Annotated in this window: 19 protein-coding genes; 6 read left to right on the top strand and 13 right to left on the bottom strand. The window is 50.9% G+C overall.

All coding sequences use genetic code 11. The annotated features are described in order from the left end of the window. The first annotated feature begins 122 nt into the window (after window positions 1-122). Window positions 123-587, top strand: a complete 465-nt coding sequence (locus MRBLPE1_RS14315) for a hypothetical protein (protein WP_364146302.1) — start codon at window positions 123-125, stop codon at window positions 585-587. Further along, window positions 584-1,273, top strand: coding sequence for an AIM24 family protein (locus MRBLPE1_RS14310; protein WP_364146300.1), 690 nt, complete (start codon window positions 584-586; stop codon window positions 1,271-1,273). Before MRBLPE1_RS14315 ends, MRBLPE1_RS14310 begins: the two co-directional genes overlap by 4 nt. 50 nt (window positions 1,274-1,323) lie before the next feature. Here the strand turns inward: MRBLPE1_RS14310 and MRBLPE1_RS14305 are convergent, their stop codons facing one another. Then, window positions 1,324-4,431: a glycoside hydrolase family 2 TIM barrel-domain containing protein gene (locus tag MRBLPE1_RS14305; RefSeq protein ID WP_364146298.1), complete on the bottom strand. Its 3,108-nt coding sequence runs from the start codon at window positions 4,429-4,431 to the stop codon at window positions 1,324-1,326. A gap of 234 nt (window positions 4,432-4,665) precedes the next feature. Here MRBLPE1_RS14305 and MRBLPE1_RS14300 point away from each other — a divergent pair, with 234 nt between their 5' ends. Continuing rightward, the gene (locus MRBLPE1_RS14300) at window positions 4,666-5,505 is read left to right on the top strand and encodes a M23 family metallopeptidase (protein ID WP_364146297.1); all 840 of its coding nucleotides are present in this window, start codon (window positions 4,666-4,668) and stop codon (window positions 5,503-5,505) included. 85 nt (window positions 5,506-5,590) lie between these two features. Here the strand turns inward: MRBLPE1_RS14300 and MRBLPE1_RS14295 are convergent, their stop codons facing one another. The 5 genes from MRBLPE1_RS14295 to MRBLPE1_RS14275 form a co-directional block, all read right to left on the bottom strand. Further along, on the bottom strand, window positions 5,591-7,399 hold the full coding sequence (locus MRBLPE1_RS14295; RefSeq protein WP_364146295.1) for an ABC transporter ATP-binding protein: 1,809 nt from the start codon (window positions 7,397-7,399) through the stop codon (window positions 5,591-5,593). Between the two features lie 138 nt (window positions 7,400-7,537). After that, window positions 7,538-8,299 carry a response regulator transcription factor gene (locus MRBLPE1_RS14290; protein WP_364146293.1) on the bottom strand — a complete coding sequence of 254 codons (762 nt, stop codon included), beginning with the start codon at window positions 8,297-8,299 and terminating at the stop codon, window positions 7,538-7,540. Window positions 8,300-8,379: 80 nt separating this feature from the next. Continuing rightward, on the bottom strand, window positions 8,380-9,210 hold the full coding sequence (locus MRBLPE1_RS14285; RefSeq protein ID WP_364146291.1) for a carbohydrate ABC transporter permease: 831 nt from the start codon (window positions 9,208-9,210) through the stop codon (window positions 8,380-8,382). A 3-nt stretch (window positions 9,211-9,213) separates the two neighbouring features. Then, entirely contained in the window at window positions 9,214-10,104 is an 891-nt protein-coding gene (locus MRBLPE1_RS14280) for a carbohydrate ABC transporter permease (protein WP_364146289.1), read from the bottom strand. A gap of 94 nt (window positions 10,105-10,198) precedes the next feature. After that, the gene (locus MRBLPE1_RS14275; protein ID WP_364146287.1) at window positions 10,199-11,518 is read right to left on the bottom strand and encodes an ABC transporter substrate-binding protein; all 1,320 of its coding nucleotides are present in this window, start codon (window positions 11,516-11,518) and stop codon (window positions 10,199-10,201) included. A gap of 316 nt (window positions 11,519-11,834) precedes the next feature. Here MRBLPE1_RS14275 and MRBLPE1_RS14270 point away from each other — a divergent pair, with 316 nt between their 5' ends. The 3 genes from MRBLPE1_RS14270 to MRBLPE1_RS14260 are packed head-to-tail and all read left to right on the top strand — an operon-like array spanning window position 11,835 to window position 15,207. Next, complete coding sequence (locus tag MRBLPE1_RS14270) at window positions 11,835-12,809, top strand: glycoside hydrolase family 113 (RefSeq protein ID WP_364146285.1); 975 nt, start codon at window positions 11,835-11,837, stop codon at window positions 12,807-12,809. After that, a complete protein-coding gene (locus tag MRBLPE1_RS14265; protein ID WP_364146283.1) occupies window positions 12,806-14,017 on the top strand; it encodes an AGE family epimerase/isomerase in 1,212 nt (403 codons plus the stop codon). The genes MRBLPE1_RS14270 and MRBLPE1_RS14265 overlap by 4 nt, the downstream gene beginning before the upstream one ends. A gap of 14 nt (window positions 14,018-14,031) precedes the next feature. Then, window positions 14,032-15,207, top strand: coding sequence for a glycosidase (locus MRBLPE1_RS14260; RefSeq protein ID WP_364146281.1), 1,176 nt, complete (start codon window positions 14,032-14,034; stop codon window positions 15,205-15,207). Between the two features lie 71 nt (window positions 15,208-15,278). Here the strand turns inward: MRBLPE1_RS14260 and MRBLPE1_RS14255 are convergent, their stop codons facing one another. The 7 genes from MRBLPE1_RS14255 to bioA all read right to left on the bottom strand — a co-directional run bounded on the left by MRBLPE1_RS14255 (window position 15,279) and on the right by bioA (window position 21,805). Continuing rightward, window positions 15,279-15,728: a hypothetical protein gene (locus MRBLPE1_RS14255; RefSeq protein ID WP_364146279.1), complete on the bottom strand. Its 450-nt coding sequence runs from the start codon at window positions 15,726-15,728 to the stop codon at window positions 15,279-15,281. Between the two features lie 120 nt (window positions 15,729-15,848). Then, a complete protein-coding gene (gene bioC / locus MRBLPE1_RS14250; RefSeq protein WP_364146278.1) occupies window positions 15,849-16,718 on the bottom strand; it encodes a malonyl-ACP O-methyltransferase BioC in 870 nt (289 codons plus the stop codon). Continuing rightward, a complete protein-coding gene (locus tag MRBLPE1_RS14245; protein WP_364146276.1) occupies window positions 16,681-17,496 on the bottom strand; it encodes an alpha/beta fold hydrolase in 816 nt (271 codons plus the stop codon). Before MRBLPE1_RS14245 ends, bioC begins: the two co-directional genes overlap by 38 nt. After that, window positions 17,493-18,671 carry an 8-amino-7-oxononanoate synthase gene (gene bioF, locus MRBLPE1_RS14240; protein WP_364146274.1) on the bottom strand — a complete coding sequence of 393 codons (1,179 nt, stop codon included), beginning with the start codon at window positions 18,669-18,671 and terminating at the stop codon, window positions 17,493-17,495. The genes MRBLPE1_RS14245 and bioF overlap by 4 nt, the downstream gene beginning before the upstream one ends. Window positions 18,672-18,684: 13 nt before the next feature. After that, complete coding sequence (gene bioB, locus MRBLPE1_RS14235; RefSeq protein WP_364146272.1) at window positions 18,685-19,683, bottom strand: biotin synthase BioB; 999 nt, start codon at window positions 19,681-19,683, stop codon at window positions 18,685-18,687. Window positions 19,684-19,688: 5 nt separating this feature from the next. Further along, the gene (bioD, locus tag MRBLPE1_RS14230) at window positions 19,689-20,435 is read right to left on the bottom strand and encodes a dethiobiotin synthase (protein ID WP_364146270.1); all 747 of its coding nucleotides are present in this window, start codon (window positions 20,433-20,435) and stop codon (window positions 19,689-19,691) included. After that, window positions 20,432-21,805: an adenosylmethionine--8-amino-7-oxononanoate transaminase gene (bioA, locus tag MRBLPE1_RS14225; RefSeq protein WP_364146268.1), complete on the bottom strand. Its 1,374-nt coding sequence runs from the start codon at window positions 21,803-21,805 to the stop codon at window positions 20,432-20,434. Before bioA ends, bioD begins: the two co-directional genes overlap by 4 nt. Window positions 21,806-21,813: the final 8 nt, after the last annotated feature.

Here is a 21,813-nt window from a genome sequence, read left to right as displayed (position 1 = left end):
GCCAGCCTGGCTGCTATCCTTTTTTTGATGGATAAGAGCCGGACGAGAGTGACTATTGTCGAGAAAGGCTGTAAAATATAAGCATCAGCTCCGATTATGTCGAAAATTCAAGGAGGACTATGATGCGACAGCCTGTTCGGAAAGTTCTCGCCATTGTATGTTTCTTATCCTTTATTCTAATAACTATACCGCAGCCTGCCGCATATGCGGGCTTTTTCGATCGAATCAAAGCCATTTACGATACCCCGGAAAAGATTAGCGAGCTGGAGCAGCAGTATATCGAAGCGAAGGAAGAGCTTGCCGCGCAGCAGCAGAAGCTTGCGGAGTCGGCCAAAGCAGCAGAGGAGTATGCCCACAAACAGCAAGCGCTTATTGAACAAAACGAGCGGCTTATTGCCCAGAATGCCGAAATGCAAGCCGAAATGGAGCGGATGAGGCAGGATCGCCAGTCTCTGATCAGCAAGCTCATCAACACGGTTATTGTGATTGCAGTCATTTTTATCGCTTACATCGTATCCATACGCGTATGGCGATATATGGTATGGCGTAAGCAGCGGAGCGCCGGCGGTAAAGGAATCAGCGGATGAATATTACCGTTCCTGCCCAGACGGGTCATGTGCATGTCCAGCTTGAAGCTTCGGACAAGCTCCATGTGCTGCATCCCAAATCCATTATCGCCTATCAAGGCGATCCGCAAAATCGCGAGGACCGCTTTATGGACCTTGCCGGCATGTACCGCAAAAAAAGATGGATTCGCTCCATGCTCTCGGGTCCGTCCGAATTCATCATCGGTTTGCCGGCAGGCTGCTCGCTCGAAACGGTTCAAATCGGTGAGAACAGCGATTTGCTGTTCGACTTCCGTCACGTCATCTTTTTCTCGGAAGGCATGAAGCTCAAATCCGTTGTACAAAAGCTCAAAAACGCTTGGATAACGAAAGAATTTGTCCGTATGCGTTTCTCCGGTCCCGGCAGTCTGGGCATCATTACGGCGGGTGACGTGAAATCGATTCAGCTTCAGCCGGATCGCCCGCTATATGTAGAGACAGGCGCGCTGGTCGCTTACCCGGAGCACGCCTCTATCCAGCTTTCGGTTTATGGCAATAAGCTTGCCAGCCAGCATATGAATGTCCAGTGGGAAATTCGCGGTACGGGTCCTGTGCTTATCCAAACCGGATCACGCGATGCCGAGCTGGAGGAGCAGCTCCAGAACGGCGGTTTTATCAAGCGTATTCTTCGTGAGGTGCTGCCCTTTGGCGGAATCTATATCAAATAAAAGAGAGACCGGCCTTCCGTCAACAGACGGCAGACCGGCCTCTTTTTTATTTAAATTCCCTGCAGCGAAAACCGATGCGTATAGACTTGGTTCGCATATAGGATATATTCTTTCTCGGGCCGCTGTCCCCAGCTGTCATGCCCGCCGACGCCCGTTTGCTTATGATTGACACGGACAACCGTTTTGTCGCTGTCCGGAAGCAGGTGGATATGGTCATGCGCTTCCAGCTCGGAAGGCGTATAAGGCAGTACGTTCAGCTCAAAATGAGGTGCGCCCTTCAGCACAAGCCCTTCGCCCTGCGCGTTCGTTACGGCTGCATGGCGCACATCCATTTTGTTCCCGCATTCCTGCGGCCTGATATAAGGCACGAGCTGATCGCGGACCTTGCCGCCGTAAAGCCCGAGCTTGCCGCCGGTCTGACGGTCCCAATAGGTCTCGTCCGGTCCTTTGCCGTACCAGCTGACTTGATCATAGGCAGCTGGCATATGGAACAGCATGCCCACCTCAGGAATTTCCGGCAATCCTTCTCCCGGCTGCAGCTCTTCATACACGTTAATCTCTCCGTCGCCGCTTACCGTGTAAATCAACGAAAGCAGGGAAACGGAAGTCGTAGGCAGGCTGTACTGCACGCGTACGGTCAAGTTGCTTTCCTGGGCCTCCCATGTGATCGCGCGCAGGCTCCGCTCTGCTCCTGCTTCGCGCCAGGTAGCACAACGTTCATGCTGTTTATTGCCGCGGTCGTTATCCGTATAAGCGCGCCAGAAGTTCGGCGTTAAGCCTTTGGACAGCCGCTCGGTGCCCTTCCATTTGTAGGAAACAAGGCTTCCGTTCGTCAGATCGAACAAAGCGGTAAAACTCTCGCCGCGAGCGAGCAGCCCTTCAGCCGTTTGCTCCGTTTGGATCGCCGGCTTAGATACTCCGGAACCGACGAATAGCTTAACCGGGGCGGGCAGCACAAATTGCTCAAATGCGATCTCATGACCTGCCTCCGCCCATCGCGTCTGTTCCTTTAATAGAAGCTGAACCGTAAGCACGGCTTCATCTTCGGCACGCGCCAGCAGCGGCAGTTCATAAGGAATGGCCAGCGTTTCTTCGGCTTCCGGCTGTGCCGCTGCTGCTAAGCTGCCCGATTCCACAACTTCGCCGTTCACCGCTACCTGCCACGCAAACGTAAACTGATCGAGCGTACTGAATAAATGGCGGTTTGTCACCTTCACTTCGCCGCGCTTCAAATCAACCGCTTCGAACTTTGCGTTCTGGTATACCTTCTTCACTTCTTGAAGCTTTGGCGATATCGTACGGTCTGCGAAAATAAGGCCGTTCCCGCAAAAATTTCCGTCATGCGGCGACTCGCCAAAGTCGCCGCCGTACAGCATTTTCGAAATGCCGTTTTCATCGGTCACGCGAATCGCCTGGTCAATCCAATCCCAGATGAAGCCGCCCTGCAAAACGGGATACTTCTCGAAGATCTCCAAATACACATGCAAGCCGCCGCAGGAGTTGCCCATGGCATGGCTGTATTCGCATAATATAAACGGCTTCTTTGGATTGCTTCGAGCGTAATGTTCGACGCCCTGCGGACTCGTATACATATGGCTTTCGATGTCCGACGCAGCTTCCGAGGCGCGATAATGGAAAATCCCCTCATAGTGAACGACGCGCGAAGGATCCGCGTCACGCAGGAAATCATGCATTTTGATAAAATTGTCGCCGCCAAACGATTCATTGCCGAGCGACCAAATGACGATCGACGCATGGTTTTTGTCGCGCTGGAACATTGAATTGCAGCGGTCCAGCACCGCGCCCGTCCATTCGGGCAAGCTTCCCGGAACAGTCGCGCCCAGCTCCTGCTGGCCATAAGACCATGCGCCATGCGTCTCCAGATTCGTCTCATCGATAACATACAAGCCGTATTCGTCGCACAGCTTATACCAGAGCGAATCGTTCGGATAATGCGAGGTCCGAACGGCATTGATGTTATGCTGCTTCATCAGCAATATATCCTTGCGCATATCCGCTTCATTGATCGCCCGGCCGGTATCGCAAGAGAATTCGTGACGGTTAACCCCTTTGAACATGATGCGCCGTCCATTGATCTGCATTAACCCATCCTTGATTTCGAACTTGCGGAAGCCAACCTTGCAGCTGATCGCCTCCAGCAGCGTTCCGTCCTCCGACTTCAAGCTGAGAATAAGCGTATACAAATTCGGCTGCTCCGCGCTCCATTTCAGCGGGTTTATTACAGCTGCGCGCAGCTGCACGGAAGTAAGCACCTCTCCCTCAACCTCCGTCTGAATCGATAACGGCGCTTCAAATACGGGAACCCGCTTCGCATCGTACAGCGCAGCCTCGACCGTAATTGCCCCCAGCGGTTTAACAAAATAATTGAGAAGCTTCGCATCAACGATGAACTCCGCATCTTTGAACTGCTCATCCAGCTCTGTTTTCACAAAATAATCGTAAATATGCGCTTCAGGCGTCGTATACAAATACACATCGCGGAAAATTCCGCTCATCCGCCAAAAATCCTGATCCTCCAGCCAGCTTGCATCGCTCCAGCGGTAGACCTCTACGGCAAGCTTGTTCTCGCCCGGAACGAGATAAGGGGTCAAATCAAATTCAGATGGCGTAAACGTATCTTGGCTAAATCCGACAAGATCACCGTTCAGCCACACATAAAACGCCGACTCGACGCCTTGGAAGCTGATAAACACAGGCTTGTCGCTCCAACCCGCCGGCACTGTAAAGGTCCGCGCATACGAGCCGACCGGATTGTACGCCGTCGGGGCAAACGGCGCTTTAATATCCTCATTGCCATCCCATGGGTATTTCACATTCGTATACTGCGGATAATCATAGCCCTGCAGCTGCCAGTGGGCAGGCACCGCAATGCTGTCCCACTCGCTGTGATCATAGTCCGCTTCATAGAAGTTGGCGATTCGGGCTTCCGCATTGGCCGCAAACGCGAATTTCCACTCGCCGTTTAACGTGAGGTAGTTGGTAGAATTGTGATGGCTTCCTTCCCAGGCTTCCTCCACGGTATCAAAAGGCATTAACGAAGCATGCGCGTCCATGCGGTTGATACGATAGATTTCGGGATTGTTGTTCCACTCCGGATAACCGTTAGCCGGCGGCGTATAAATGAGCTTTTTTCGCATAAATGTAAGCACCTCGTTACTATTTTATTAAATGATATTCACATTATAGTTCATTCCGATTACAGGTTTAATAAAAGAATTTTAATATTACCTATAATAATATGAATATATTTTCGGCGACTTTAGTCCCATGCGCAGCCGCATGTACCCAATATTTACCGCTAAATATAAAGCGCTTTCTCTATTAAAATGGAAGAGCAGGCCATATCTTCTACATAGAGAGGACGAGACAGCATGAATAACCGATTGAAACAGCTCGTTTGCGGCACCGCTATGTTAGCCCTCTTAACCGCCCTTCCTTTCACAGGTTCCGCCGCTTCTTACACGGTACAGAAAAACGATACCCTATGGATAATCGGAACGAAGTACAGCACGACCGCCGCGCAATTAAAGCAGCTAAACGGCCTCACCTCGGATTCGCTTATTATTGGACAGAAGCTGCATGTTCCCGATCCGCCAGAATTCAAAACTGCAAACGTTCTCACGGGCGATACGATGTGGAAAATCGCGCAGCGCTACAATGTTCCGCTTTCGAAGCTGATCGCGGCTAATCCCCAGTTGACCAACCCGAATAACATCTGGGCTGGACTTAGCGTTCGCATCCCCAAAGCGCCTAACCAATATTTGAACGGCGTATTTCCGGTCGCAAAGGGGAAATACACGCCATTCTCGAACAGCTATGCGGAAGCCCGTTCCTGGTCGGCTAACGGCCCTGCGGTACGCGCGCATGAAGGCGTGGATATTTTCGCGCCCAAAGGCACCCCAGTATACAGCGCGTTGGCCGGCACGGTAGTCAAAGCAGGCTGGAATGAATACGGCGGCTGGCGGATTACGGTTCGCGTCGACGACAGCACTGATTTCTATTACGCGCATCTATCCAAATATGCGGCCGGTATGAAGGATGGCGTCAAGGTTGCTGCCGGACAATTGCTCGGTTATGTCGGCAGCACCGGCTACGGCCCCGAAGGAACGGAAGGTAAATTCGTCACTCACCTCCACTTCGGCATCTACAAAAAATCGCCGGGCTATCATGCGGTTGATCCTTATCTTTATCTCAAATGGTGGTCGTTGTAAGCCCCATTGCATTCTTGAGTAAACGGAAAAGGTTGATCGGGCTCTATGTCCCGATCAACCTTTTTTCATCCTTCGATATGCCCTTTTACAGCTGCAGCTGCTTCAGGTTATAAAACTCGCCCTTGCTTGCCATCAGCTCGTCGAAAGTGCCCACCTCGGCAATGCGGCCGTGCTTCATGACGACGATGCGGTCGGCATCGCGAATCGTCGATAAGCGGTGGGCAACGATAAAGGTCGTGCGGCCCTTTATAAGCTCCTGCATCGCCTTCTGGACATGGAACTCCGATTCATTATCGAGAGCCGAGGTCGCCTCATCCAAAATAATAATGCTCGGCTCACGCACGAGCGCTCTCGCGATGGCGATACGCTGGCGCTGACCGCCGGACAGCTTGCCGCCATGCTCCCCGACCATCGTATCCAAGCCGTCAGGAAGCTGCCCGATAAACTCCGACAGGTTAGCCATCTCCACGACGCGTTTCACCTGCGAATCGGTGATGTCGCGCAGTCCATACGTGATATTGTCCCGAATCGTTCCCGAAAATAAAATATTCGTCTGCGGCACGACAGCCAAATGCTTGCGATAGCTGCGAAGATCGATATCCGCCAAGTCGATGCCGTCCATCAGCACCTTTCCGCCCGTTGGCTGAAGAAAGCCGATCACGAGGTTAAGCACCGTAGATTTGCCCGCGCCCGATGCGCCGACAAAAGCGATGCATTCGCCTGCCTCCACATCTAGCGTGACATCCTCGAGCACATGATGCTCGCTCCCCGGGTACGAAAGCTCAACGCCTTGGAACAAAAATTCCCCGCGCACGCCGGCCAGCTTTCTTTTGCCGCTGTTGTTTTCAATATCCGTCGATACCAGTATTTCCTTTATGGAATGAATGGATTCCAAGCCCTTGGCGATTTGCGGATAAATATTAATAAGTCCGGTAACCGAAGCCAAAATCATGGAGAAGAAGCCCTGATACATGACCACATCGCCTACCTGGATCTCGCCTTGGTAAGCAAGATAAGCCGTAAAGATCAGGCAAAGCACTTGAAAAATCTGAAAGGTAACCCAGTTCGTTGAGCCAAAATAGGCTTCAACCAGATCAAGGCGGTATCCTTTGCCCTGTATGTTACGCAGCGTTGAATCGATGCGGGCAATCTCCACCTTCTCCAGACCGTGCGCACGCGTGATCGGAATCATCTCCACCATTTCCGAGACGCGCGAGGACATTTGTTCGATCTCCTTGCGGAATTCCTTGTTCGACTTTCTGATTTTGCGGCGGAAAATGGTCACGATCGTAATCGACATGGGGATCGTCAATACGAAAAACAACGATACGATCCAGCTGCTGTTCAGCGTAATCACGAACGATACAATGATGTTCACGACGGCAGGCGCCAGCGCGATCATAAACTGCTTCGACATCATCTCGACCGCTTCTACGTCGCGAAGCACCTTCGACTGCAGCTTGCCCGCCGGCAGCTCGCGGTGCTGATTGATGGACAACTGCTGCAGCTTCCGCACCAATGCGCTACGCAGCCCCGCTTCAACGAATCTGACCGCACGGCTTAGAAAGGATATGTAAGCGGCATGCGTCGGTATGTTTTGCAAAATGACAATCAAAATAATGAAGAAATTAATCCAGATGCCGCTGATCGGATACTTTGCCGGATTCGTAGCGATGTTAATGATATTCGCGGTTACGATCGGCAGCACGTAGACAGGCGCGCTCTTAATCAATAAAAACAATAAGGAAACCAGCAGGTTGGCGAAATTCCCTTTGTACAGCGATAACAAGAATCGTAACGGACTCGCGTCCTCCTCCAAGGATGCATTTTCAAATGTGCTGGCGAGGCCTTTTGCAGCCGCGCCAAGCCTTGCCTTTTCTGCGCTCTCTGACATTGCCTTCTCCATCCCTCTGCAGCTCAACTTGCTTATAAACGCGTGTTTATTCAAAGCGCTACGGCACAATATTACGCTCATATCGTGCAGCTGTAAATATAGGATCTTGCGCTTCTTCTATTCATTTTGGCTATACTGCTAGCGGTGCTTGCCTTTATAATCCTTCGGCGTTTCTCCTGTCATCTTCTTGAACAGCTTGTTGAAATAGACCGGATCGCTATAACCGACCAGCTGCGAGATTTCATAGTTTTTCAAATTCGGATGGTCAGTCAGAAACTGCTTCGCCTTCTCGATCCGAATATCGATTAAATAATCCGTCAGGGTCATGCCCGTCTCCTGCTTGAATAGACGGCTTAAATAATTGGCGCTCATGCCGACGGTCTCAGCCATGCGCTCCATTTCGAAGTTTTTTCCGTATTCCTGCTCTAGGATGGATTTCATCTGCTCGATCACATGATGCTCTTTTTCTTTTGAAATCGGCTCCTGCGGCAGAAGCAGCTCATTCGTTTCCCCCGCCAGCCTGCTTTCCTCGCGCTCTTGCTTAATCTTGATCAAAAGGTCATATAAATTCGCTTTATCGACCGGCTTGAGCAAATAATCCCGCACGCCGTAACGCAGCGCCTTGCGAGCATATTCAAATTCGCTAAAACCGCTGAGCACGATTGTCGCAATGGCCTTACCGCGCAGATGCTCAATCAGCTTCAAGCCATCCATCATCGGCATTTTTATATCGGTAATCAACACATCCAGCTCGCCTTCGCCAAGCTTCGAAATATGCGCCCAAGCGTCCATTCCGTTGCTGTACGAGCCGATGACCGTAATGTCCAAGTCCATTTTCGTTAAAATTTTTTCAAGGCCTAACCGTATAAATTCCTCATCGTCCGCGATGATAATGTTCACTCCTGATCGCCCCTTTCGCGCATGCCTCTTACATTTTGCGCTATTATCGGTTCCTCTGCAACGAAAAAAAAAGCGGACGGTTATTTAACCGCACCGCTTGTCACGCCCGCGAATATATACTTTTGCAAGAAGATATACATGATCGCCGTTGGAATCATAATAATGAGAATCGCAGACGAGATCATTTGCCAATCTCCGCTGTTAACCCCAAAGAAGCGCATGAGCGACGTGGAGACGACGACATGTTCGGCCCTGGGCAAATAAAGCAGCGGGATGAACATATCATTATAGATGCTGATCGTTTTCAGAATAACGATGGTCGCCGTTGCCGGAGCAAGCAATGGGAAGATGATCGAGCGGAAAATCCGGATTAATGAGGCTCCCTCCAGCATTGCGCTTTCGTCCAGCTCGTTCGGAATGTTCCGGATGAATTGCAGGTAAATGTAGATTTGCAAAATATCCGCACCCACATAGATAAGAACGGGACCCATTAGATTATTCGTAAGTCCAAGCATTTGAATCGTCTTGTAGTTGACGACCTGCGTTGTAATAGCTGGAATAATCGTAGCAAATAAGAACAAACCGACAATTGGTCCCTTAAATTTAAAATTGAAGCGCCCAACCGCATAACAAAACGCTGATCCGATCAAAATATTTAAGATTAGCGTTACCGCGATAATAAATAATGTGTTTCCAAATGCATGAAGCATATCTGCCTGCTTGAAGGCTTGCGCGAAGTTTTTCAAATACAGGAAGCTGTCCGGCATCGCAATGGTTGATTTATCATGGAATTCATCCTTCGTCTTAAACGCGTTGACGACGATGATATAAGGCGGGAATAAAATCGCAAATGCCGCCAATACGAGGCTGATATATTTGACTGTGTCCCAAAGCTTATTGGATTTATTCATCGATTATTCCCCCTTTCCTTTCAATAAAAAGCGTTGAATCGACAATACAATGACAACGAAGAGCAGCAAGACGACGCTCATCGCGGATGCTAGGCCATAATTGTTAAATTGGAAGGCCGTCTCGACGATTTTCATAACGAAGGTTTCACTCGATCCCGCCGGTCCGCCCTTGGTCAAGATATAAGGCAGATCGAATACTTCCAACGCGCCCGTAACCGTAAGGAACAAATTGAGCTCGATAATTTTGTAGATGTTTGGAAGCGTGATGCTGATAAACTTCTGCCAGCCGTTTGCTCCGTCGATCGAAGCCGCTTCATAGATATCGTTCGGGATGGATTGAAGCGCAGCTAGGTAAATAACCATGTTAAAGCCCATGAAACGCCAGAAACCAATGGAAGCAAGCGTGTAATTGACGAACGATCCGCTGCCGAGCCAGCTTGTTTTCGACAAGGCATCAAAGCCGAGCTGTCCAAGCAGGTAGTTCAAAGATCCGTTCGTCGTATCAAATACGTAACCGAATAAGTATGCTACAGCAACGCCGTTTAGGATGTACGGTAAAAACAGCAGCAGCCTGAAAAAGTTTTTTCCTTTTAGCTTGCTGTTCAGCACCACGGCGAAATAGATCGCGGCGATATTTTGTACGATTCCTACGGCGAAATAGGCAAAGTTATGTTTAAAAACTCCGAAGATTTCAGGATTAGCAAATACTTCTTTATAATTTGACCAACCAATCCAAGCCTTATCAGGACTTAATCCATCCCAGCTTGTAAAGCTTAAACGAATGAGTTCAAGCGCCGGATAATAAGCGAATGTCAGCAGCAGCAGCAGCGGCAATGCGACAAATCCAATGATTACAACGTTCTTTTGTGTTTTGAAAGGCAATCTGCTAAACATGGAACAACCCCATCCTCCCTGCGTCTTTCTAATCGGAATGCGCAGGAAGGATATCCGCTTAGCGAATCATCCTTCCTGCATGCCATCCTTGTTCTTACAGACCTAGATCTTTTTTCGCTTTCGCCCAAGCCGTGTTCACTTTGTCGAGAACCTTTTGCGGATCTTTAGACAATACGAACTCTTGAACAACTGCGGCTTGATCAAGCTGCGCTTTGTTTTGGATTTGCGTAGCTGCATCTACCGGTGCTGCCGGCTCGAAGAATTTTGGCGCGAAAGTGTTAAATTCAGCAAGCTGCGGAAGCTTCGATTCTTTATCCTTCAAGGTCGGGATGAAGCCTGCGAAATCGTCATAACCCGATTCTTCAATCATCCATTGAACGAAAGCTTTACCTGCTTCAACATTGCCGCCTTTGTTGACTGCGTAGAAGAAATCCGGGTTAAGCGGCGCTTTTGCTTCGCCGGAGTTGTCGGATGGGAATGGGAAGAACCCAATATCCTCTGCTGCAGCGCCATTTTCGATCACTTGGTTGATTACCCAGTTGCCAAGCAGGTACATACCGAATTTACCGGATGCTACGTCTTTTTTTGATTGCTCCCAGTTTGTCGAGTTTACGTCTGTTTCAAGGAAACCTTTCGTATACAGCTCACGCAGGATGCTCCATGATTTGCCGTATGCATTGTCAAGCGTGTAAGGCGTGTCGCTTTCGGCGCGTTTGTTTTGGTGATCGGAAGCAGAGCCGATAAGCGTCGGAATATCGTACACCCAAGCATCAAGCGGCCATTTGTCTTTGAAGTTCGAAGCCAGCGGCACGATGCCTGCGTCTTTCAGCTTTTGTGATGCTGCAAGGAATTCATCGTATGTTTTTGGAAGAGCCGTGATACCTGCTTTTTCGAAAGCCTTTTTGTTATACACGATGCCTACTGTCGATGCGCCGGAAGAAATACCGTACATTTTGCCTTCGTTTGCTTTCAAATCTTTGAAGTGAATGTCGCCGGAAAACGCGATATCGTCAAGCGGAGCAAAATAATTAGCCAGCTCTGCGTTTGGAATCGTTGGCACAAACACAACATCAGGGAAATCGCCGGAAGCGATGCGGATTTTCAATGTTTTATCATAATCAGTGATCGCTTCGAATTTAAGATCTACGCCAGGATATTTTTCTTCAAAGCGTTTCTCATAATCAACGTACTGCTTATCGATCATGTCTGTACGGTTTGTTAAGAAAACAACATCGCCCGTAATTTTCGAAGCTTCTTCGGTACCGCCGTTTTCCGGCTTATTTGTAGCTGTGTCGTTCGTGCTCGGCTTGTTAGTAGCCGTGTTTCCGTTCGAATTTGTGTTATTTCCACCACATGCCGCTAACGATGTTAGCATAACTACAGAAACAAATGCTAACGAAATGACTTTTTTCATTTTTTTAAATCCCCCTCAGCTCGTATTGATTCCGCTTACATTACGATAATAACTTATAAAAAGCGGTTCTAAAATGGTTTAAAATATTATTTCTAGTCTTAAACTGACATTGTGTGAAAACGCTATCTCTAGCTATTTATCTAGTTTTTCCGTTTGCAACCGCGCTTTTTCCTGTTATTAAATGAAGCGGAATTATGAAATCAACGCCTTATAAAGAAAGGTATTGCAAACCTTATGCGAATCATGTTTACTTGTTATATAACAAAAAGTTTTATTAGCAATAACAAAACTACTAAATAAAAGTGAGGCGACTCAAATGACGAGTAAAGCAGCCTATATTGGCGGTATGACATGGGGCTGGACCGGTATTCGCGGCACCTGGTCCGGCGCACCAGCAGAACGTTCCATGGAGCTCATGGCCGAGCGCTTAAACGTAAACTGGACCGCTATTGCGCTGGGCGCGCTTCAGGATCACGCGCATGCGACGGAGATTAAGTTCCGGGAAGAGCCTACGGTTACCGATGAAGAGGTTCGTAACGCAATACGCAAAGCCAAAGAACTTGCTCTAAAGGTTTGCTTGAAGCCGGTCGTCAACTGTGCGGACGGGACATGGCGCGCGCATATCAATTTCTTCGATCTTGATGTTCCCTGTGAGCCCAAATGGTCCGATTGGTTCGCTTCCTATACAACATTCATTTTGCATTATGCGCGAATGGCCGAAGAAACCGGGTGTGAAATGTTCTGCATCGGCTGCGAGATGGTCCAAACCGATCGCCGTGAATCCGAATGGCGTCAATTGATTGCCGAGGTACGCAAGGTTTACTCCGGGATTGTTACCTACAACTGCGATAAATACCAAGAAGGCCAAATCAAATGGTGGGATGCCGTTGACGTCATATCCTCCAGCGGCTACTACCCTATCGATGCTTGGGAAGAGCAGCTTGACCGCATCGGGAAGGTTGTAGCCGAATTCGAAAAGCCCTTCTTCTTCATGGAAGCAGGCTGCCCTAGCCGCGAAGGCTCGCAGCATATCCCTAATGACTGGGGACTTGCGGGAGCGCCGAGCGAAGAAGTACAGCGCCTTTTTTACGAGACGATGTTTTCCCATTCCGATAAGCGTGACTGGGTCGGCGGCTTTATGCTTTGGGATTGGCCGGCACGACTATATGAAGAAACCGAAGCAGCCGTTAACGATGATTACTGCATGTACGGCAAACAAGCCGAGCAAACCGTCCGCGATTATTACGGTTCGAAAATTCCAAAGAAAGCCGTGGGAGGTTCTATTAAATGAACGAAAATAACCAGCAGTGGTTAGCCAGCATCAAGCAGGAGCTGGAATCGAACATTCTCGGCTTCTGGATGAAGCATACCGTCGACGAGAAAAACGGAGGCTTCTACGGGTACATTACCCGGGATCTTACGGTAAATCCTGAGGCCGGCAAAAGCCTTGTGCTCAACACGCGCATTTTGTGGACCTTCGCCTCCGCCTATCGGATAACGGGAAATGACAGCTATTTAAAAATCGCTGACCGAGCTTATGAGTATGTAAATGAGTATTTCGCAGACCCGGTATTCGGCGGATTGTATTGGATGGTTGACGCGTCAGGCCAACCTGCCGAAACGAAAAAACAAGTATACGGGCAAGCTTTCGCGATCTACGCTTACTCCGAATATTACCGGGCAACCGGCAGCGAGGCTGCGCTGAAGCAAGCGATCGAGCTGTTTCACACGCTTGAGTGCTACAGCTACGACAATCAATTCAAGGGCTACTTCGAAGCGCTGACGCGGGAGTGGCAGGAGACGGATGATAACAGCCTAAGCGAGAAGGATTTAAACGAAAAGAAATCCATGAATACGCATCTTCATGTCATGGAAGCTTATACCAACCTATACCGGGCATGGAAATCGGATGAGCTTCGCTCAAAGCTGAAAGAGCTTATCGAAATCACGATCAAACACATCATTCATCCGGACAAAGCGCAATTCATTCTATTTTTTGACGAGCAGTGGAACTACAAATCCGAGCATATCTCCTACGGCCATGACATCGAAGGCAGCTGGCTGTTAGTCGAAGCTGCCGAGGTGCTCGGTGATGAGGAGCTGCTCGCCGAAGCTAAAGAAATTGCAATACGAATGGCTGAAGCTGTACTGAACGAAGGCGTAGATGCGGATGGCGGCCTTTTAAACGAAGCAGGACCAGAGGGCTTGATTGATACACATAAAGATTGGTGGCCGCAGGCCGAAGCGGTCGTTGGCTTCTATAATGCTTACCAAATGACCGGCGAAGAGAAATATCGCGAGGCTGCCGTTCGGTCATGGGCCTTCATCGAGCGCTTTATCGTTGACAAAGAGCATGGGGAATGGCATTGGAGCGTAAAACGTGACGGTTCGCCAAGCGATAACGTTCAAAAGGTCAGCCCTTGGAAATGCCCATATCACAATGGACGCGCCTGCTTTGAAATGATCGAACGGCTGAACGGACAATCAACCACACATTAACGGAGGTTTATCTAATGAGTAAATTTAATGAACGCAAGCAATTGCTGACGGAGCGCTATGAGGCGCTCGTTCAACGCAAAAATGAACCGGAAGCGCTTGGCAACGGCGTATTTGAACGTTATGCTCATCCCGTACTTACGGCCGCTCATGCTCCGCTGGTTTGGAAATATGATTTTAATCCCGAGACAAATCCTTTCTTCATGGAACGCCTTGGCATCCACTGCGTTTTCAATCCCGGCGCGATTTTCTTGAACGGCAAATATCATCTCGTTGCGCGCGTCGAAGGCAATGACCGCAAGTCCTTTTTCGCGATTGCCGAAAGCGACAGCCCCGTTGACGGCTTCCGCTTCTGGGATCATCCGATCCTGCTTCCGGAGACAAGCGATCCTGACGTAAACGTTTATGATATGCGTCTCGTTCAGCACGAAGACGGATGGATTTACGGATTGTTCTGCACGGAGAGAAAAGATCCTTCCGCGCCGAAGGGAGATCTCTCGAGCGCCATCGCGCAATGCGGTATCGTGAGAACGAAGGATTTGAAGCAATGGGAGCGCCTTGCCGATCTGAAAACCGCATCGAACCAACAGCGTAACGTCGTGCTTCATCCTGAATTCGTGGAAGGCAAATATGCATTCTACACTCGTCCGCAGGATGGATTTATCGACACCGGCTCAGGCGGCGGCATCGGTTGGGGACTATCCGATACAATTGAAAATGCGGTTGTGGAACGCGAGGTTATTATCGACGAGCGTCACTACCACACCATAAAAGAAGTAAAGAACGGCCAAGGCCCTGCTCCGATCAAGACGGACAAGGGCTGGATTCATATCGCTCACGGCGTTCGCAACACGGCGGCAGGCCTCCGTTATGTGTTATACGCCTTCCTATCCGACTTGCATGAACCAAACAAGGTTACGCACCGTCCAGGCGGGCATTTGCTTGCGCCTGAAGGCATCGAACGCGTAGGCGACGTATCGAATGTTGCCTTCTGCAACGGCGTCATCGCGCAGGATAACGGCGACGTATTTATTTATTACGCTTCCTCGGATACGCGCTGCCATGTTGCCGCAACGACCGTGGACCAGCTGCTCGACTACTGCATGAACACGCCGGAGGATCCGCTTCGGTCGCACGCCTGCGTAGAACAGCGCATCGCTTTGATTGATCGCAACCTACAGCTGCAATCTTAATTTTCTAACTCAAAGAGGGAGTGCTTCCTATCGTCTTAACCGGCGCATAGGAAGCACTCCCTCTTCTTTATTTAGGGCTTTTTCAGATTATTTCTTACAAGTAATACCATCATGACAAGAAAAAAACATCCGAAAGCGTAGAGCGAAGCTTTTTTCCAGTCGAAGAGGCTGCCTGCATATTCTCCCTCGTAATTAGCTTTTATAAAGGAGTCGTCCGCTGCCTTAACCGCTATCGCCACATGGGCTTCAACGCCTTTGATGGCGTAGTACGCCGTCCCCTTCGGATAAACATTCGAGAAATTGCCAGAATATGTTCCTTCTTCATCCGAAAAGGAGGTCACCTTGCCGATCCTTTCCCCAATATGCTCTATTTCTACTGTCTGATCTGATACCGTATAGGACATCCCGTCATTTACGACAAAACGGCTTGCCCAGTCGGCATGAGCTGCATTCCAAACAAAAAACGTACTCAGCAACAAAATCATATTCGCCAGTAACCATGATTTTTTGTGCAGCTTCATCGTCATAAGCCCCCACATTCATTCATTTGTTTACCTTTGAATATTCAGACGTTTTGCAGCAGGGAAAAGTTACTTTCTTTTACACAAGCTGCGCTTCGAAAGCTCCAATCTCAATCTCTTCTATTTGTCCGCCAATGCGTATATGAACAGAAGCTCATAGGTGGCTGCAATGCCTCCATCCAAGCCAAACTGCTCCCCGTACGCCTTATACATGTTGGCGAACAGGCGCCGCGAACCGAGTCCGCTCTTGGAGACGGCTTCCGAAGCGCTCGCTCCCATCGCTTTGACCGAAAAAAGAAAATCCCTTACGGAAGCATATTTCTCCGTTTGGATCGAATGCTCATAACGAAGATTCGAAAAGCCTGTTTCCCGGAGCAGGCTGTCCCACTGTTCTGCCGATCGGAACGACAGTCCGTGCCGCTGCGGCTGCATTCCGCTTGCTCGATAGGCGTCATCAAATGACTTATGCAGCTCATGGAACGTATCGGGCCCGAATGTCGCGAACACCAGCATGCCGCCAGCACGCAGCATCCGCCGAAGATGGCCCAGGGTTTGCTTCGGATCGCTCAGCCACTGAAAACAAGCGCTCGAGACAATAAGGTCAAACGAGGCACGCGGTGCATCAGGCGCCCAAGTTTCAACATCCGCTTGAAGAAAGCTTACGCGGGCCGGCGTTACTTGGCTGATCCCGGATTGGTTTGGCGTATTCATTAGAAGACGCTGCTCAGCAGCCTTAATCATCGCGGGCGCAATATCGAGTGCAGTAATCGAGGCATCGGACCAATCATTCACCAATCGTTCAGTCAGCGCGCCCGTGCCGCAGCCGATTTCGAGAATGTCGGACCAGTCTTTGCCGACTCCAAACTCCCCCTCCTGAAGAGAATTGGCGAGCCGATTTGCCATATTGCGCTGCACAAGGGCATGAGCGTCATACGTGCCCGCCGAACTGCGGTTAAATTGACGCTGAATAACAGCCGTTCTGATGTTCATCCCACCATCTCCTCAGTTTATCAGCGATGTCCGCTTCCCTTCCCAAAAACGGCGCATGCCCGCTGCCAGGTACCGCGGCCAGCTCGGCTCGCGGCAATGACGCGGCAAGCTCTGACGCTGCGCCGTAGGGACAGATCGTATCCGCAGTCCCATGGACAAGAAGGACCGGGCATTTGATTTCCGGCAGCTCAGGCAGACAGTCCTCGCTTCTTAAAAGCTGAAGTCCGGCCATTAAAGCCGGGGTTGTCCAGCTGCCGTTATGAGGAAGGCTATCGCCGAGATTAGAATCCCATTCGGCTTCCGTAAACATATTCCTTCGAAATTTCGTTTCGACAACCTGCCGGTCGTTCATAAGCCCTTTAATCATCTGCCTGACGTATGCATCCGGCCAGCCGCGGTCCGCCTCGTCCTTTGACCTTGTAAACCGGGCGGTTGCCGCAAATAATACAAGACCGTCGGCGCAGCCTTTGGCTGCTAATTTCAGCGCCAATATACCGCCGAGCGACCAGCCGGCGATCAAAAGCGGACCGTGAAATCCATTACTATCGCAGAAAGAACCATCCGCAGATCGATTGCTTTCCGCCGCCGTTTCCGACAGGAGCAGCATTTTCTCAGGAGAATCGGCATCCTTATAATCTGCGGAAATATGATGAAACTCGGGAAGCTGCTCACGCAGCCGATCGAATACGCTATCCGGCATGCTCCATCCCGGCAGCCACAAGATGGTGCCCTTTGCCCCTGCTCCCTGCTGCTTCTTCACTATTGTAGAAGCCATCATGAGCCCAGCACGCCTAATTGCTGTCCGATGATGCGAATTTGCGCAGCTGCATCGGTTAATTCCTTATCCGTATGGGCGGCTGACAAGGAGAAGCGGATTCGCGCCGTCCCTGCCGGGACGCTAGGCGGACGTATTGCTGCCGCAGCGATACCTGCCGATTCTAGAGCGCCGCTGAAGCGGAGGGCCGTTTCGTTATCGCCGGCGATTAAAGGGATGATCGGAGAATCGCCGTAGCCGATTTTAAAACCGGAAGCCTCAAGCAGGCATCGAAAGGAACTGCTGGCCGCAAAAAGTCTTTCCCGCCGCCAATGTTCTTCTTGTACCAAAGCCAACGCCTTCAAAACGCCTGCCGTGACCGAAGGAGGAAGCGCCGTCGAATAAATGAGCGGCCTGGCCTTATTGACCAGCCATCGAATGAGCATGCGGCTTCCGCATATATAAGCGCCGTAAACGCCGAATGATTTGCTGAACGTCCCCATATGAATATCCACTTCATCCTGCAGTCCGAGCTCATGGCATAATCCCTCGCCGCGTTTCCCGTAAATCCCCCCGCTGTGCGCCTCGTCTACCATCAGCATCGCTCCAAACTCCCGTTTGAGCGCGGCAAGCTCGCGCAAGGGCGCCTGGTCGCCGTCCATGGAGAAAACGGCATCGGTTACGATCAGCTTTCTCCGCCTATCCCGGTGCTTATTTAATAACGCGCGCAAATGCTCCATATCGTTGTGACGGTAACGGGCATGCTCCGCGCGGCTGAGCACGATGCCGTCCGTAATGCTCGCATGATTCAATTGATCGCTGAAAACAATGTCTCCTCTGCTTACTAACGCGCCAATAACGCCGGAGTTAGCCATATAACCATTCGCAAAAACCAGCGCCGCCTCGCAGTTTTGCCATTCGGCCAGCGCTTCTTCAAGATGGCTGTACGGCATCCGGTTACCTGTTACAAGGCGGGAAGCGCCTGAGCCGGCGCCTTCGCTGAGAAGCGCCTCGCGCATCGCTTCAATTATTGCTGGATGCTGCGATAGACCAAGGTAATCATTGGAAGACAAATTGAGCAGCTTTCGTTCTCCGCGCATCATATAACCGGGAGCATCGGCGACCGGACTACTTTCGCGCAAGGAACGCCCTAAAGAGGCATCAGCCAACAATTCAAGTTCTTTTGCTATCCAGTTCATGGTCGGCACCGCCTTAAAGGGCGTTTAATTCAATCTCAAAGCCCAAATCCTCAATCATTTGATGGTCAGCCGAAACATCTTGCCCTGCCGTCGTCAAATAATCACCTACAAATAGCGAATTCGCGGCATACAGAGACAAAGGCTGCAGTGTACGAAGGTTGACCTCGCGGCCGCCCGCCACGCGGATTTCCTTGGACGGGCAGATGAATCGGAATAAAGCCAGCACCTTCAGTGCTTTCATCGAAGGCGTGCGGCCTGCATTTTCCAGAGGAGTTCCCGGAATCGCGTTCAGGAAATTGATCGGAATCGAATCTGCATCGAGCTCGCGAAGCGCATAAGCCATTTCAACGATCTCTTGGTTTGTCTCGCCCATGCCGATAATGACCCCGGAGCATGGGGACATGCCGTAGGCCTTTACCTTTTCTACGGTTTCGACACGCTGGTCATACGTGTGGGTCGTCGTGATCGATGGATAGTTTGCTTTGCTGGTGTTCAAGTTGTGGTTGTAGCGATGCACGCCTGCTTCAGCAAGCCGTTCGGCTTGCCCGTCTTTCAGAATGCCGAGGCATGCGCAAATTTTTAACGGCATCGTTTCACGGATTTCTCTAACCGCGTCCACTACTTGTTCGAGCTCTTTGTCTGTCGGGCCTTTCCCTGCCGCTACGATGCAGTAGGTTCCGGCTTGCCGTGCCAGCGCTTCGCGGGCGCCGTCCAACAGCGTTTCTTTATCGAGCAGGGTGTACTTATTCACCGCTGCCGTCGAAACAATGGATTGCGAGCAGTATCCGCAGTCCTCGGGACAAAGGCCACTTTTGGCATTGATGATCATGTTCAGCTTTACTTTTCTGCCGTAAAAATGTTTTCTAACTTTAAACGCGGCATGCATCAGCGGCAGTACCTCATCGTTACCGGAATCGAGCACGGCAAGCCCTTCCTCTAACGTTAGGCATTCTCCATTCAATGCTTTTTGGGCAAGCGACTGCCACTCCATATCCGCAGACATTGTTTTCATCTTCCTCATCCTCCCATTGCTTGAACTGCTAAGGCCTGTCTGATCGGCGCGAATTGTATTGAATTTCTTAGATTATGTATCCTAGTCTGGGGGGCCGCTTCCAGATGCAAGCGCGGAACGCGGCCGAGAACCTTCAGGCCGCTGCAGCGCTCGATTAATTCCGCGTTCGTGGCCACGCTCGGATCGTCATGCGGATGAGCTATTTCGCCGTCGTTCATGATGACGCCAATAATCGGAACTCCGCGATGCCGCAGAAATGACGCAGTCAGCAGCGTATGGTTAATCGTACCGAGGCCGGAACGGGCTACAATGAGCGCTGGGATCCGAAGCTCCGAGATCAAGTCCGCCGTCAAGGCGTCATCGGTTAGCGGCACCGCAACGCCGCCCGCTCCCTCAATGATCAGTGCCTCATAACGTTTTGCGAGCGGGATGCCGGCAGCGATCAACTCCTTCAGCGTAAGGTCCACACCAGCATGCTTGGCTGCGAGCAGCGGCGTAAGCGGAGCTTCGAACGAATACGGTGCTACCGCCTCCGGCCGCTCATCGATTCCCGTGCTTTGCAGCAGCCGTTCTGCATCGGTCTCCCCGCTGCCAATCGTTGCACCGGACTGAACCGGCTTCCAGACACCGATATTCATCCCTTCGGCGCGAAGCACGGCGGCTATGGCTGCCGTCACAACCGTCTTCCCCACGCCGGTGTCCGTACCTGTCACGAAAATGCCGCGTATCGCTTCCTCGTTCATTGTACTCATGCGGATGAACCGCCTTCGGTAACGCTAATAATCGATTCCGCCAAAATATCCGTCATAGCCTCGAGCTCGGTCTCGGTACTGGCAAGCGGTGGAATGAAGACCATTACATTGCCAAGCGGCCTTGTTAACATCCCGAGTTCTCTTGCCCGCATACTTGCGCGGACGCCGACCCGATCCGCCCAATCGTACGGCTCGCGCGAAGCTTTATCGCGCACGAGCTCGATTCCGATCATCAGTCCCTTTTGCCGGATTTCACCGACATGCGGGCGATCCTTTAGGTTCGCAAGCTTCTGCTCGACGAATGCTGCCTTAGCTCTCACGCCTGCAATGATGTTCCGCTCTTCATACAGCTTCAGGCTGGCCAAGGCAACGGCGCAGCCGAGCGGATTCCCCGTAAAACTATGACCGTGGAAAAAAGTCTTCTGCTCTTGGTAATCGGCGTAAAACGCGCTATATACCTCATCGGTTGCAAGCGTCGCAGCCACAGGCAAATAGCCGCCGGTCAGCCCTTTCCCGACTACCATCAAATCCGGCGACACGCCTTCGAGATCGCATGCGAACATCTCGCCCGTCCGGCCAAAGCCGGTCGCCACCTCGTCGGCGATAAGCAGTACGCCATGCTTGCGGCAAAGCGCAGCCATCTCGCGTAAACAGTTAGGCGGCATGACGACGATGCCGCCTGCCCCTTGGACAATCGGCTCCACCATGAGGGCCGCAATCTCATCTGCTCGCGTCTCGAGCAAATGACGCAGCGCGGTTAGCGTAGCTTCCAATGCCTGAGCCTCGCCTCCTTCATGGCGATAAGCGTAAGGATACGGAATCACATGCGAGGGAAACAGCATGGGGCGGAACAGGTCATGGTACAGAGGTATGGCACCTACGCTTACCGCGCCGATCGTATCTCCGTGATACGCTTGATTCATGGTGATAAACGTCTTCTTCTCCGGCCGCCCTTTATTATGCCAATATTGAAACGCCATCTTGATCGCGATCTCGACGCCGGTTGCCCCGGAATCGGAATAAAATACTTTGTTTAAGCCTTTTGGCGCGATCCCTACCAGCTTCTCCGCAAGCTCGATCGCCGGTACATTGGCCATCCCGAGAAGCGTGGAATGGGCGACCTTTCCCAGCTGTTCCGTAATCGCCTGATTAAGTTCCGGCACGTTATGTCCATGTACGTTGAGCCAGACGGATGAGAACCCGTCATAATAAGCCCGCCCATGGACGTCATACAGCATGATGCCTTCGCCGCGTTCAATAATGAGCGGGTCGGAGCTGTTGTAGACTTTCATTTGAGTAAATGGATGCCATACATGGTTCTTGTTTATGGATGCAAGCCATTCGTAATCCGCTGCCACAATGATCACCATCCTTCCAT

The sequence above is a fragment of the Paenibacillus sp. LPE1-1-1.1 genome (assembly GCF_040676435.1).
Taxonomy (GTDB): domain Bacteria; phylum Bacillota; class Bacilli; order Paenibacillales; family Paenibacillaceae; genus Pristimantibacillus.
This window is presented reverse-complemented; position numbering and strand designations above follow the sequence as displayed.

Bases quoted from the DNA above. Each gene is read 5' to 3' on its own strand.
- MRBLPE1_RS14315 (WP_364146302.1), top strand. From the start codon at position 123: ATGCGACAGCCTGTTCGGAAAGTTCTCGCCATTGTATGTTTCTTATCC.
- bioB (WP_364146272.1), bottom strand. From the start codon at position 19,683: ATGAAAACAATGTCTGCGGATATGGAGTGGCAGTCGCTTGCCCAAAAA.
- bioD (WP_364146270.1), bottom strand. From the start codon at position 20,435: ATGAGTACAATGAACGAGGAAGCGATACGCGGCATTTTCGTGACAGGT.
- MRBLPE1_RS14265 (WP_364146283.1), top strand. From the start codon at position 12,806: ATGAACGAAAATAACCAGCAGTGGTTAGCCAGCATCAAGCAGGAGCTG.
- MRBLPE1_RS14260 (WP_364146281.1), top strand. From the start codon at position 14,032: ATGAGTAAATTTAATGAACGCAAGCAATTGCTGACGGAGCGCTATGAG.
- MRBLPE1_RS14270 (WP_364146285.1), top strand. From the start codon at position 11,835: ATGACGAGTAAAGCAGCCTATATTGGCGGTATGACATGGGGCTGGACC.
- MRBLPE1_RS14280 (WP_364146289.1), bottom strand. From the start codon at position 10,104: ATGTTTAGCAGATTGCCTTTCAAAACACAAAAGAACGTTGTAATCATT.
- MRBLPE1_RS14310 (WP_364146300.1), top strand. From the start codon at position 584: ATGAATATTACCGTTCCTGCCCAGACGGGTCATGTGCATGTCCAGCTT.
- MRBLPE1_RS14305 (WP_364146298.1), bottom strand. From the start codon at position 4,431: ATGCGAAAAAAGCTCATTTATACGCCGCCGGCTAACGGTTATCCGGAG.
- MRBLPE1_RS14295 (WP_364146295.1), bottom strand. From the start codon at position 7,399: ATGTCAGAGAGCGCAGAAAAGGCAAGGCTTGGCGCGGCTGCAAAAGGC.
- MRBLPE1_RS14275 (WP_364146287.1), bottom strand. From the start codon at position 11,518: ATGAAAAAAGTCATTTCGTTAGCATTTGTTTCTGTAGTTATGCTAACA.
- MRBLPE1_RS14255 (WP_364146279.1), bottom strand. From the start codon at position 15,728: ATGAAGCTGCACAAAAAATCATGGTTACTGGCGAATATGATTTTGTTG.
- bioF (WP_364146274.1), bottom strand. From the start codon at position 18,671: ATGAACTGGATAGCAAAAGAACTTGAATTGTTGGCTGATGCCTCTTTA.
- bioC (WP_364146278.1), bottom strand. From the start codon at position 16,718: ATGAACATCAGAACGGCTGTTATTCAGCGTCAATTTAACCGCAGTTCG.
- MRBLPE1_RS14285 (WP_364146291.1), bottom strand. From the start codon at position 9,210: ATGAATAAATCCAATAAGCTTTGGGACACAGTCAAATATATCAGCCTC.
- bioA (WP_364146268.1), bottom strand. From the start codon at position 21,805: ATGGTGATCATTGTGGCAGCGGATTACGAATGGCTTGCATCCATAAAC.
- MRBLPE1_RS14245 (WP_364146276.1), bottom strand. From the start codon at position 17,496: ATGATGGCTTCTACAATAGTGAAGAAGCAGCAGGGAGCAGGGGCAAAG.
- MRBLPE1_RS14300 (WP_364146297.1), top strand. From the start codon at position 4,666: ATGAATAACCGATTGAAACAGCTCGTTTGCGGCACCGCTATGTTAGCC.